Below are 13,294 nucleotides of genomic sequence, written 5' to 3' on the forward strand. Positions count from 1 at the left end.
CGAATACAGCTTCTTATAAATGCTCTTAGCCCGATTTTTATTGGAAAAAGGAGAATTGCGATGAAGCGGTGTAAACTCATCCTTCTAATTAGCATTGTGCTCATGATTGCACCCCCTGCTGCCGCTCACGCTGAAAGACAAGAGATAAGATATCAGACAGAACTGGGTTATCCGCCTTATAAATACATACAGAACGGATATCTGACCGGCTTTGATATTGACCTGACAAGTATGATTTTTGAGAAGCAGGATTATCTGATTCAATACAGCACCGGCGAATGGGAGGAAACGTATAAACGGCTAATTGACGGAGAGATTGATACCACCGGACTTATGGCCGTTACGGAGGAGAGAAAGAAGCAGGCACTGTTCTCTAAGCCTGTGTTCAAAAGCTATATCTCTGTCTATTCGCGCCAGGCGCTGAAAGAAGAAGTGAAGCTAAGCACCTTGGAGAACTATAAGGTAGGAGTGGGCAAGGGTCAGTACTCCGAGATGGTGCTGCACGGCAAAGCAGGAGTCTCACATTACATAGAATATGCAACAGTACCAGAAGCGCTGGAGGCTCTGCAGAAAGGCGAGATTGATCTCTTGTTCGAGAACCAGGGTGTCGTCGATTATTTGATTATTGACCGTGGATTAACCGGTGCGATTATTCATAAAATGAGTAATTTATATCCTGAGGATATCGCTTATGGTATCAGCAAATCAGCACCGGAGCTGGTTTCCTACGTTAATGCACGGCTGGAACGGCTGCAGCGGTCCGGTGCTTTTGAGGAGCTGTACCGGCAATATTTTTTCGCTCATTCGGATGATTACCAATCCCTAACCAAAGGGAGAATCATTTCAGGAATTGTCATCGGCTTCTGTGTGCTGCTTTTTGGTATTGTTCTAATAAGGGCTTACATCAGGCGTTTACGCCGGACTATCCACTCCGAGCAGGAATTTTTTGAGGATGTTATTGAGCATACCGGAATGATTGTCTGGGCGGTGCAGGGTGATAAGAGGATCGTGCGTTTCAATCAGTATGCGGAAAAGATGACGGGGCTGAAGGAGCAGGACATGCTCGGAAAAAGCCTCGATGATATTCCCGGTCTGGAAGGCAGCGCAGCCTTGCTCAGAGATCTCCTTATCAAAGCGGTGTACAAGGACTACGCAGGCAACGTTGAAGTGCGGCTTCCCGATCATGTGCCGGATGCCCGCTATTTCTCCATACGGACTACTCTGATTAAGGGGATGGATGAGCAGGCTGAGGACATCTTCGTACTGGTTGGACTGGATATTGATGAGCGTAAGGAGAGTGAGCTTAAGCTTCAGCTCAGCTACGAGGAGCTGGAGTCGACCTATGAGGAGCTGGCGGCGGCAGAGGTGGAGCTGCAGGAACAGCTTAACAGGCTGGGGGTCAGTGAACGCCGGTTCCGGCTGGCCTCAGAAAGCTCTGGTGCTTATATGTGGGAGCTGGATTGGGAGACAGGGGTCTATAAGCTATCTGACCGCTGGTACGAAGTGATGGGCTACAATGAAGAAGAAATCAACTCGTTCGACGGCGGGGTGCTCAGTATCATTCATCCCGATGACCAGGAGACTGCACGAAAGGCGAGACAAGAGCATCTGTCCGGGTTGACCCCGATTTACGAGACTGAATACCGCATGCGAACCCATGATGGCAACTATGTATGGTTTGAGGTGCGCGGCAAAGCGATTGTCGATCCAAAGGACAGGATTGTGCTGTTCCTGGGTTCCCTGATTGACATCAGCAAACGCAAGCAAGCTGAGTTCAAGCTGAGTAACAGCTATCAGGAGCTGGAGGCGACGTATGAGCAGCTTACGGCAACACAGCAGGAACTGGTAGGACAATATGATATGCTGGTCGAAAATCAGAAGAATATGCACCGTTTGGCTTATGTGGACTCACTAAGTAATCTGCCCAACCGCCTCAGCCTGCTGGAGACGATGGAGAATTACTTCCAGCGGCCGGGCGGCAAAGCGGCGCTCTTGTTTGTGGATACCGACAATTTCAAATACATCAATGACACGCTGGGTCATAAATCGGGTGATATTCTCATCCGCAAGGCGAGTGAACGGCTGCAGTCGCTTGTGGATGAAAGAGCCATGCTCTCCAGACTCGGCGGAGATGAATTTGTAATTTTTCTCAAGGATACGGATGACCGTGAAGCCGTGCTGAATTTGGCGGAGGACATCATGCGGTCATTCCGCAGGTCTTTCCTTATCGGGGAAAGCAATCTGTATGTCTCTGTCAGCATCGGGATCTCCTTCTATCCGGAAGACGGGGAGACCACAGAGGAGATTCTGAAGAATGCCGATGTGGCGATGTACCGGGCCAAAGAAGAGGGCAAAAGCACGTATGTAGTCTATGATAAGTCCATGCATACCGCGTTTAATGAACGGATGAACATTGAGAAGCATCTGCGAAGTGCGATGAACAACAATGAATTTGAGCTGCATTATCAGCCGCAGGTGGAGATCGGGACCGGGATGATTTCCGGCTTTGAGGCCTTGATTCGTTGGAACAGTCCTGTGCTTGGTTTTGTATCACCGCTGTCATTTATCAAGATTGCCGAGGATTCCAGGCTGATTATCTATATCGGCGAATGGGTTCTTAGAGAAGCCAGCAGGTTCATGAAAAGCGTACATGACCGCACCGGAATTCCATATAAAATATCCGTCAACATTTCGATCATTCAGCTGCTGCAGGATGATTTCGTGGAAATGGTGCTGGACAGCCTTGCGGAAAGCGGACTTGAGCCCAGCTGTCTGGAACTCGAAATCACGGAATCCATTTTTATGGAATCCTTCGAAAGCACTGTAAGCAAGCTGGGATTCCTCAAGTCGCGCGGGATCCGTATCGCCCTGGATGATTTCGGAACAGGGTATTCTTCTTTGAGTTATTTGCAGCAGCTGCCGATTTCCACACTGAAGATGGATAAAATCTTTATAGATTCTCTGGAGGATAAGGCCTACAGCCAATCCTTTGTTCAGACAATCATCGTTCTCGGCCACAAAATGGGTCTTGATGTGGTAGCAGAGGGAGTAGAGGATGCCAGACAGCTGGAATTTCTTAAACAATTCGACTGCGATAAGGTACAGGGTTATTTAATCAGCAGGCCGGTTCCTGAGCGCGGAGTATGGGAACTGCTGGAGCCTCATTATTGAAATAGAAATAGAGATGGCTGCATAGCAAAGCGAGCCCGGGACGATACAGTCCGCGGGTTCGCTTTATCTTTTCACGCAGGAATAGTCTTGGGAAAGTCTCATCAAATGTCTACTGGACGGCTTAGAAAATGATAATTTTGTTCTTGCCGGTCTTCTTCGCTTCGTACAGGGCATCGTCCGCCTGCTGAAAGGTGGAGCTCTTGGAATCCTCTCCCCGGTAGTCATGCATCCCGATACTCACCGTTACGGATTTACCGTCCATTTCGGTGACTGGCATGCCTGCAATCCCCGTTAAGATCCGCCCTATAATTTCGCTTGATTCCTCCAGCTTCTTGGCGGTCAGAATAATGACGAATTCCTCTCCGCCGTAACGTGCGGCAAAGTCATCTGAGCCAATATGCTTCAGTACCATTCCTGCAACCTGCTTAAGGACGATATCTCCGACCCAATGCCCATATTGGTCATTTACCTTTTTGAAATTATCAATATCCATCACCGCCAGCTGCATCGGGAAGGGGGTGCTCTGCTGATGCTCAATCAGCCAGCCTAAATACTCATGAAAGGTTTTGTGATTGTACAAATCCGTCAGGGGGTCGATCTTGGACAGACGGTCCATAATGATATTCTGAATGCGCAGATCCTGCTCGGATTTCACAGAGTTCTCCAGTGATTGTATGAGCTCGCGGCCTCTGACGATCACCCCGAATCCGGCCAGGGATGTTCCGGCGAAGATGAGAGCGATAATAATATGCTCAATTCGCAGCGTATAGTCATAGGGCGATGTATTAAGAAACAGCATAACGGCGTACAGCAGACAGACGGCTGAGGAAACCTTCATATAGCTTTGTTTCAGATAAATCATAGAGACGAGCAATGGGAGGAGCATGATCAGGGGTTTAACATGATATTCCGGGCTAAGATTTGAAATCATCAAAATTGCGTAAATATGGCTGGTGAAAACTATTGAAAACTCCGAAAATAAGGGCTTCCACTTGTAGACAGCTTCCAGAACGACAATTAGAGCAAATATGATGGAATCTGGAATCAGCATATGGGGAATGAAATATTGCCCGCTCGTAAATTGTGGAAGATGTCCCCACATAGACAGGGAGGCAAATAGCTGGCTTGCCAAATGTACAATCAGCACCATCCAGAATGAATTGAGGAGTACCCGATTCCAATAGATTTGGCGAGGAGTTAGCGTTGGGATGTGCATGAGCGGTTCCTCTTTTCCAGTGGCGATTTAACTATATATTCGACTATATATTCGACAAATATTTCAGGTTTCCTTCCAGTGGAATTCATCTAATAATGTTCGTGTTTAAGTGAATTGAAATCAGGAGATATAGTTAAAGATTCTATAATTAAGATCTAAAGGCGAATTATTGTATGGTTTTGTCCTTGACACATTCGTGAATAATCTGTAGAATTTCTATTGGCTCATATAATAAAGTTAAGCTGTTCGTATATCCTCAAAGATAAGGTTTGGGGGTTTCTACAGGGGACCGTAAATTCCTGGCTACGAATAGGGTGCATTTTGCATACCTATGAAGTATCCGGGATTTTTGTGTTGTGGTTAATAAACTATCTATTTTCGCAGAAACGGACAATGGCCTGCATGAGTACGGCGATGCCGTTTCTCCCTAGGAGGAACAGAGAAACAGATGAGTAAATATGATGTGATTGTCGTTGGTGCGGGTCCGGCTGGAATATTCGCCTGCTATGAATTGACACGAAAGGCGCCTGATTTGAAGGTGCTGCTTGTGGACAAGGGTCATGATATTTACCGCCGTAATTGCCCGATCCTTGAGGAGAAGATCAAGCTCTGTCCGCCCGCTTCGGGGCGCAAGGAATTTGCCGGCTGTCTGCCTGCCTGTTCAATTACTGCCGGTTTCGGGGGAGCAGGGGCCTACAGTGACGGCAAATTTAATATCACGACGGAGTTCGGCGGCTGGATGACCGATTATTTGGCACCCTCCAAAGTGCTGGAGCTGATCGAATATGTAGACAGCATTAACCTGGAGCATGGCGCAACACCGGTCATTACCGATCCGACAACCGAGAGTATCCGCAATATTGAGCAACGGGGTTACGCTGCCGGACTGAAGCTGCTGCGGGCACAGGTACGCCATCTGGGGACAGAGCAAAATTTGGAAATCCTTAAATCCATATACGAATATTTGAAAACACGTATTGAAATGCTGTTCAAGACAGAGGTTCAGGATATAGTAACCGTAAAAGACAATGGAACGCACCGCATTACAGGCATTACGCTGAAAAACGGGGAAAGCCATGAGGCGGATAAGGTTATGATTGCCCCGGGCCGTGACGGTTCGGCCTGGCTGACCGAGGTGCTGAAGAAGCGCCGGCTGAAAATGTACAATAATCAGGTCGATGTAGGTGTAAGAGTCGAAACTTCGGATGTGGTAATGCGGGAGATCAATGAACATCTCTATGAGGGGAAATTCATTTTCAATACATCTGTAGGCACCCGTGTCCGCACCTTCTGCAGCAATCCGTCAGGACATGTTGTTGTGGAAAATCACAGCGGTGTGATGGCGGCCAACGGACATTCCTATAAAGACCCTGCACTGGGTTCGAAGAATACCAACTTTGCCCTGCTGGTCTCGCATACGTTCACCGAACCCTTCGACAAGCCCAATGAATATGCCCGGGAAATCTGCAAGCGGGCGAACGATTTGTCCAGCGGCGGCGTGATTGTACAGAAATACGGTGATATTCTCCGTGGCCGGCGTTCAACGGAAACGCGAATCAAGGAAGGATTCCTGGAGCCGACGCTGAAGGAAGCGGTACCCGGCGATCTGGGACTGGTACTGCCGTACAACACCATGAAGAGCCTGATTGAAATGGTGGAAGCGCTGGAAAAAGTAACTCCGGGTATCGCCTCCGAACATACGTTGTTCTATGGAGTAGAGGCGAAATTTTATTCGGCCCGTCCGAAGCTTACGGACAATCTGGAGACGGAAATTTCCGGACTGTACTGCGGCGGAGACGGTGCGGGCATTACCCGCGGTCTGGCTCAAGCCGGAGCCGCCGGGGTATGGATTGCCCGGGGGATGCTGGAACAAACCGGCGCTTAAAGACAATAGAATAAGTGAAGAAGGGCAGACTCACTGCAGGAATTTCTGCGTTGAGTCTGCCCTTCTTCTATTTATCTATCATTTGAACTCCCGCTCATATGGTATACAATAATTATCATAATTGTAAATTCGAGAGGGTGACGCAGCCTTAAGAAGTGTGAACTTGATCCCCTTCCATACGATTTACAGATTTTTTACAGATGAATCCATCGGCAGCGATAGAATGGTGACCAATGTATTGGGCAACATCGGGATTTTTATCCCCTTAGGCCTTGCCGCAGCTTATATAGGAAAGAGCAGGAACTGGGGATTTAAGTTTGTTTTCGTCTTCTCGGTTAGTATAGCTTTTGAAATCATTCAATATATCTTTGCGCTGGGAAGCAGTGATATTGACGATATTCTGTTGAACTGTGCAGGAGGTGTGATTGGCGTAGCCTTGTATAAAGCACTCTTCAAGATCGCTCCTTCCGGAAACCAGCTCCTTGCAGCGATCATTGGATTCTTTTTACTGGCGGGACTTGGCGGAGGTGTTGTGACGGGGGTGCTGGATCGCAGCCTGCTGCCTTTTGCCGATCAGGAGATGGAATACATAGATGAGAATAAGCAGCTCATGACAGGCGTAGATGAGAGTACGGCGGATCTGTTCGGCGATTTGACCGCTGCCCAGACTGACGCTATAACCCTATATAACAATCCTAAGTATAGTATGCTGAAGAAAACAGCGGAAACAACAGAACTTGGGCAAGAGAATAGTACCATTCCAGTAGGTGCCTCCACCAAAATCATTATCAGGCACTTGGCGTCTGATCAAAATAGGATCATCACCACCTACGAAGAAAGTACGATTTCCGGCCTGGTCTCCATAGTAGAATCATCCCCAGTCGCCCCTACAGTCAGAGTCTGGTTGGACGGAGACAGTAAAAAGGCGGCAAGGGTGTTGCTCGTAAATGTTCTGAAGTGATATTACCAAGCGTTCCTATCTTCTTGGGCGAGCTGGCCGACAGCTGTAATTTGCACCCGAGGCCATAACAACCTCCAATTCTTGCTGGCGATCCGTTTCTCATAGATAGAGTGCAACTGGCGGTTGCTTATAAAACTCGGAGTGGGTCTGAGCTCCATTTGGATGACATCCTGGATGCCATGAGGGGCGGCCAACCTTAAATTACCGTGTTCATCCAGCGAAAGCCCAAGCGCGGTTGCCGTCTCGGGAAATTTGGACATGCCGTCGGCAGAAGAGGTATAGGGCGGAATATCGTTAACCACATGCATTCTCGCCTGGTTTTTGACCGACCAGGGGATAGAAGGATCGGCAGCTCGCAGCTGCGCTTCCCAGGCTTTTTCGGTCTCTTCGCGGATGTCGTTGCTATCATAATAAATAACATCAATATCTGCCAGCGGTGTTCTTTCCGTAAATCCATGCTGGACATCCCAGACTTTAGAGCGGACAAATCCGGCGCAGACCCAGGAATCGGGCAGCATTAGCGCTCGGGCGGCAGATAGAATATTCATCATCCACGGGTCTTCTCTCACGGCCCGCAGGAGATCTTCCTCCGTATGGATCAGCAGCATAGGTCCTCCTTTAAATAGTTGAACTACATAAAGCAACGGGATTTTTATCCGATGCCTTTATTATAAGGCCCAATTTACAGGCTTGGGTACTCTAAAAAGACAATAGGGCGGATTGCTATTATGATTTGGCACATCTTATAATGGACCGGTAGATTGACCATTGGAGGCGTGGCTGTGGAACATAACTTGACGATATTGCTGCAACTGTTCGAAAGGGCGGCACTGCTGTTGATGTGCCTGTTTGTGTTGACCCGGGTGCCGCGGTTTAAAGAGATTTTTGTCAAAGGGGCTTACGCTCCACAGGATCTTGTGATCGTGACGGTGATCTTCAGCCTGTTCGCGATCTTCGGAACCTACAGCGGCATTAAAGTCGACGGCTCGCTGGTAAATGTGCGGATTATCGCTATCATGGCCGGCGGGATTCTGTTTGGTCCTTGGGTCGGACTGATTACCGGCATTATATCCGGGGTTCACCGTTTTCTGATTGATATCGGCGGCGTGACTTCCGTGCCCTGCCTGATTACAAGTGTCACGGCGGGAATTGTATCCAGCGTTATTTACCGCCGGACCTCGGCTGACCGCCGCTGGATTGCCGGCATTCTGGCCGGGATGGGCTGCGAAGCACTGACCATGCTGCTTATTCTGGTTATGGCAGATCCTTCATCGCTGGGTGTGGATATCGTTTCGAAGATCGCTTTTCCGATGATTGTGGGTCAGATCAGTGTCGGCCTCATTGTTATGCTTGTCCAGAGTGTGGAGGGGGAGAAGGAACGGATCGCCGCGAAGCAGTCCAAGCTGGCTCTGGACATTGCCAATAAGACGCTGCCGTATTTCCGCAACATTAATCCCCAGTCGCTGCGCACCATTTGCGGGATTATCAAGGAGGACATCGGTGCCGATGCGGTAGCGATCACGGATACCCGATTCATCCGCGCCTATGTGGGAGTGGGGGAGGAATACTACACCGAGACGAACGAGATTATCAGTGAAGAGACGAAAAAGACGCTGAGGGACGGCGAAATTACGATCCGCGATGACGATACTGAATATATGAACCGGGCAATCCGGTCACTGATTATCATTCCCCTGAAAGAGAAAGGCGAAGTGACCGGAGCACTTAAAATTTACTATACCAAAGCCCATAAAATCACTTACTCACTGCAGGCAATGGCAGTAGGGCTGTCGCAGATGATCTCTACGCTGATGGAGGTATCGCGGGTCGAAGGCATTAAGGAGATGGCCAACAAAGCTGAGCTGAAGGCGCTGCAGACGAGCATTAATCCCCATTTTCTGTTCAATGCGCTGAACGCGATTAGTTCCCTGATCCGGATCAACCCGGATAAGGCGCGGGAGCTGATCATCAACCTGTCAGGCTATATGAGATACAATCTGGAGCTGACCGATGAATTTATTGATATCCGGCGTGAGCTGCAGCAGGTCCAGCAATATGTGGAGATTGAAAAAGCCCGCTTCGGCAGCCGCCTGGCCGTTGAGTATGATATCGACGAAGTGGAGGTGCGTATTCCCAGCCTGATTATTCAGCCGCTGGTGGAGAATGCGATTGTTCACGGCATTTTAAAAGTGAAGGGACCGGGCACGGTAACGATTTCGGTGAAGGACCGGGGAGAGACCGTACGGATCGGCATCGCCGATACCGGAGCGGGTATCGCGCAGGAGACGATGGAGAAGGTCTACAGCGGAAGCATGCCGGATAACAAAATCGGGCTATATAACGTACAACAGCGGGTAAAGCTGATTTATGGCAAGGGTCTGACTATTCACCGGCTGGATAAAGGGACGGACATTTATTTCGACGTCACAAAGGAGAAGCGATGAGAGCGATAATTGTAGAGGATGAAGTGCTGGCAAGGAGTGAGCTTGCCTTTCTGATCGGAGCACACAGCGATATAGTGATCACCGCCGAGTTTGAGGACGGACTGGATGCGCTGAAATTTCTGCAGGCTGAGGAAGTCGATGTGATTTTTCTGGATATCAATATTCCGTCCATCGACGGCGTGCTGCTGGCCCAGAATATCAGCAGGTTCTCGGTCAAACCCTATATAGTATTTATCACTGCCTACAAGGAGCATGCCGCCGACGCTTTCGAGATTGAAGCATTCGACTATATTCTGAAGCCCTACAGTGAATCGCGGATGAAAGCCATGCTGAACAAGCTGGAAGCGGCATTCGCGGCGCGTAGCCGTCCCAGAGAAGAAGGGCATCTTGCGGTCAGCAACAAGGTCAATCTGTGGAAAAACGAGAAGATCATCGTCGTCGATGCCGACGAGATTTATTATGCATCAGCGCAGGAGAAGACAACGAGCGTGATGACTAAGGGAGAGGAATACAGCATGGCTCTGAGCATCAGCGAGTTCCACAGCCGGCTGCCGCAGGACAGCTTCTTCCGCTGCCACCGGTCCTATCTTGTGAACCTGTCCAAGATCAAGGAAATTATCCCTTGGTTCAATAATACGTATCTGCTCCGGCTTCGTGATTTGGACTTTGAAGTGCCGGTAAGCCGCAGCAAGGTCAAGGAATTCAGGCAGATCATGCGCCTGTAGCGGCATTTCATTCCCGCATTCGGTCATCTCATTCCCGATTTCTCTCAAGAAAGCGTTGTTTCGCTACAATGAAGGAGCAAAGAAAGCCCTTGCAGCGACAATAGAGAGAAAGAAGGAATGACTCATGACTACGGCTAAATCTGGCAGTAAGCGCTGGATGATCGTGCTGGGTACAGTGATTATGCAAATGGGACTGGGCACAATCTACACGTGGAGCCTGTTTAATGCGCAGCTTGTCAGCAAATTCGGCTTTGAGCTCAGCGCTGTTTCGATAACTTTTTCCATTACGAGCTTTGCCCTTGCCTTCGCAACCTTGTTTGCCGGTAAACTGCAGGACCGGTTCGGCCTCCGCAAGCTGACTGCTTCCGCCGGGATTATGCTGGGGCTCGGTCTGATGCTTAGCTCGCAGGCCAATTCCCTCCTGATGTTCTACCTGCTGGCCGGCGTAGTCGTGGGTTATGCCGATGGTACGGCCTATATTACTTCGTTATCCAATCTGATTAAGTGGTTCCCTAAACATAAAGGCTTGATCTCCGGCGTATCGGTCGGCGCTTACGGAACCGGGAGTCTGATCTTCAAATATATCAACGGCAGCCTGATCGAGTCGGCAGGCGTATCGAATACCTTCTTGTATTGGGGCCTGGCCGTTATGATCATGGTTGTCGCGGGTTCGCTACTGGTCAGGGAAGCTCCTGTGGCTGCTCCGGCACTGGCACAAGCAAACAGCAGAGGGACGGATTCCTCTGCCGCAACAATTCCGGCTGCAGTGAAAGACTATACCGTCAAAGAAATGCTGCGCACCAAGGAAGCGTACCTGCTGTTTGTAATTTTCTTCACCGCCTGCATGAGCGGTCTCTACCTGATTGGCATTGTTAAGGATATCGGGGTACAGCTGGCGGGTCTGGATATCGCTACAGCGGCTAATGCCGTTGCGATGATCGCGATCTTCAATACTGCAGGACGGCTGATTCTTGGAGCGTTGTCCGACCGTATGAGCCGATTGAAGCTGGTCAGTGCCACGCTGCTGGTCACAGCCCTAGCGATGCTAACCCTAAGCTATGCGACCTTGAGCTACGGCCTGTTCTTTGCTTGTGTGGCCGCCATTGCTTTCTGCTTCGGGGGTAACATTACGGTGTTCCCGGCGATTGTCAGCGACTTCTTCGGCCTTAAGAACCATAGCAAGAACTATGGCATTGTCTATCAGGGCTTCGGAATCGGGGCGTTGTCCGGCTCGTTCATCGCCGCTTCTCTCGGCGGGTTCAAGCCTACCTTCATCGTCATCGGCGCACTGTGTATTGTAGCCTGTCTTCTGGCGGTTTCCTTAAAGCCTCCGGTGCAGAGACAGGCAAGAGAAAAGGGAATGAGCCTCAAGCCATCACGGCATACGGCTTAACCATATACAAACATGTTGGCTTAAGAAGTATACAGACAAAGAGAATAGTTATTCAAAAAAGAGATATCCCGGCCCTTCGTGGAAACGGCTGGCGATATCTCTTTTATATAGTGGTGTGGTGATAACGGAATAGAATACATCGGACCCGGTCTCCACATGGATGTGAACGCCGGGTTCGGTATTGGACGGTGTCTGGCAATCAGCAGTCTGACTCTTTCCTGAGCTGCTTATTGCCCGCTGCTCTTCGGAGCCTCACAGTCATAAGAATCGGTATTCGGATTCTCCGCCAGCTCGCGAAAGTGGCGGAGTTTATAGCGGATAACCTCTTGCGTCTCTTGAAGCTTTGCAATCTCACGGGAAATTTTATCATTGTGTTCCTCTAGCAGAGTGTACCGTTCGGATAGCGTACCCCCGCCCTGATGGGTCAGTGTCAGATAATGCCGCATTTCTTCCAGCGTCATTCCCGTAGCCTTGAGGCGCATCAGGAAACGAATGCCCAGAATCTGATCCTTGCTGTAGTGCCGATGGCCGTTAGGTTTGCGGTCGGCATAGGGTAGCAGACCAATTCGCTCATAATAGCGTATCGTATCCTCAGTCAAGCCGGTCAGCTCGGCAGCCTGGCTGATGGAGGTGACGGTATCGGGAATTTCCTGCGTGGTGATATTCATGGAAACCTCCTTGAGTAATGTTACCAAGGAACTTCTCCATTCTCGTCGAAAAATCCTCCTGTCGGGCCATCCGCATCCAGTGTCGCCAGACGTACGGCAATAACCGCCGCTTGCTCCACGGTACGATGGCCGGTGAAGCCATTGAGATCGGTGGCAGTGAAGCCGGGATCGCCAGAATTAACCTTGAGCGGAGTATCCTTGAATTCCTTGGCAAAAGTAATTGTAGCCATATTAAGCGCTGCTTTGGAGCTATTGTAGGCAAGCAGATTAAATTCGGCATGCTCGTGATGGGGGTCGCTGTTGAAGGTTAAGGAACCCAGACCGCTCGACATGTTGACAATCCGCCCAGCAGGAGATTGCAATAGCAGTGGAAGCATAGCCTTAGTTACGGCAATCGTACCGAAAAAGTTGGTGTCGAATGTGACTTTGAGGTCATTCATCGGCAATTGGCTGGGAGCAGCACTGCCTCCAAGGGAAATGCCCGCATTGTTGATTAGCACATCAAGACCAGCATATTCCTTGGCAATAGTCTGCACTGCTGCTGCAATGCTATCCTGGTTCTGCAGATCAAGCTGGATAAAGCGTGCATCGACGCCTTCCTTTACCAAAGCGGCGGCTGCTTCGCTGCCCCGCTGCTCATCGCGTGAGCCGATCAAAATTGTATGGCCGAGGGCTCCGAGCTGCCGGGCCGTTTCATAGCCGATCCCTTTATTTGCCCCTGTGATCAGAACGGTTGTTGGTTGTGTCATTTCTTGTTTCCCCTTTTCATGTTCCAAGATACGGTGGCCACCTGTGATGAATGTACTACTTGGAGTATGCTCAAAGTCAAGC

General features: G+C 49.7%; 10 protein-coding genes and 1 riboswitch. Of the genes, 6 read left to right on the plus strand and 4 right to left on the minus strand.

Annotated features, from left to right (window positions below):
- The first annotated feature begins 60 nt into the window (after positions 1-60).
- The gene (locus NST99_RS01825) at positions 61-3,171 is read left to right on the plus strand and encodes an EAL domain-containing protein (RefSeq protein WP_341089361.1); all 3,111 of its coding nucleotides are present in this window, start codon (positions 61-63) and stop codon (positions 3,169-3,171) included.
- Positions 3,172-3,292: 121 nt separating this feature from the next.
- Here the strand turns inward: NST99_RS01825 and NST99_RS01830 are convergent, their stop codons facing one another.
- On the minus strand, positions 3,293-4,033 hold the full coding sequence (locus NST99_RS01830) for a GGDEF domain-containing protein (RefSeq protein WP_341089363.1): 741 nt from the start codon (positions 4,031-4,033) through the stop codon (positions 3,293-3,295).
- 580 nt (positions 4,034-4,613) lie between these two features.
- Positions 4,614-4,713: riboswitch (purine riboswitch) on the plus strand.
- Positions 4,714-4,835: 122 nt separating this feature from the next.
- On the opposite strand from NST99_RS01830, the gene NST99_RS01835 reads away from it, so the two are divergent.
- Together NST99_RS01835 and NST99_RS01840 are read left to right on the plus strand one after the other, a co-directional pair.
- Positions 4,836-6,272 carry an NAD(P)/FAD-dependent oxidoreductase gene (locus NST99_RS01835; RefSeq protein ID WP_341089364.1) on the plus strand — a complete coding sequence of 479 codons (1,437 nt, stop codon included), beginning with the start codon at positions 4,836-4,838 and terminating at the stop codon, positions 6,270-6,272.
- A 157-nt stretch (positions 6,273-6,429) separates the two neighbouring features.
- Complete coding sequence (locus NST99_RS01840; protein WP_341089365.1) at positions 6,430-7,233, plus strand: VanZ family protein; 804 nt, start codon at positions 6,430-6,432, stop codon at positions 7,231-7,233.
- Between the two features lie 2 nt (positions 7,234-7,235).
- Here NST99_RS01840 and NST99_RS01845 read toward each other — a convergent pair whose 3' ends face one another.
- Positions 7,236-7,838 (minus strand): nucleotidyltransferase family protein, encoded by a 603-nt coding sequence (locus NST99_RS01845; RefSeq protein ID WP_341097522.1) that lies wholly within the window; start codon positions 7,836-7,838, stop codon positions 7,236-7,238.
- A gap of 177 nt (positions 7,839-8,015) precedes the next feature.
- On the opposite strand from NST99_RS01845, the gene NST99_RS01850 reads away from it, so the two are divergent.
- The 3 genes from NST99_RS01850 to NST99_RS01860 all read left to right on the plus strand — a co-directional run bounded on the left by NST99_RS01850 (position 8,016) and on the right by NST99_RS01860 (position 11,795).
- Entirely contained in the window at positions 8,016-9,677 is a 1,662-nt protein-coding gene (locus NST99_RS01850; protein ID WP_341089366.1) for a sensor histidine kinase, read from the plus strand.
- A complete protein-coding gene (locus tag NST99_RS01855) occupies positions 9,674-10,402 on the plus strand; it encodes a LytR/AlgR family response regulator transcription factor (RefSeq protein ID WP_341089367.1) in 729 nt (242 codons plus the stop codon). Before NST99_RS01850 ends, NST99_RS01855 begins: the two co-directional genes overlap by 4 nt.
- Positions 10,403-10,526: 124 nt before the next feature.
- Entirely contained in the window at positions 10,527-11,795 is a 1,269-nt protein-coding gene (locus tag NST99_RS01860) for an L-lactate MFS transporter (RefSeq protein ID WP_341089369.1), read from the plus strand.
- Between the two features lie 227 nt (positions 11,796-12,022).
- On the opposite strand, the gene NST99_RS01865 is transcribed toward NST99_RS01860, so the two are convergent.
- Together NST99_RS01865 and NST99_RS01870 are read right to left on the minus strand one after the other, a co-directional pair.
- A complete protein-coding gene (locus NST99_RS01865) occupies positions 12,023-12,463 on the minus strand; it encodes a MerR family transcriptional regulator (RefSeq protein ID WP_341089371.1) in 441 nt (146 codons plus the stop codon).
- Between the two features lie 20 nt (positions 12,464-12,483).
- Entirely contained in the window at positions 12,484-13,212 is a 729-nt protein-coding gene (locus NST99_RS01870; protein ID WP_341089373.1) for an SDR family oxidoreductase, read from the minus strand.
- Positions 13,213-13,294: the final 82 nt, after the last annotated feature.

Source organism: Paenibacillus sp. FSL L8-0470, from assembly GCF_038008625.1.
Classification (GTDB): domain Bacteria; phylum Bacillota; class Bacilli; order Paenibacillales; family Paenibacillaceae; genus Paenibacillus_AQ.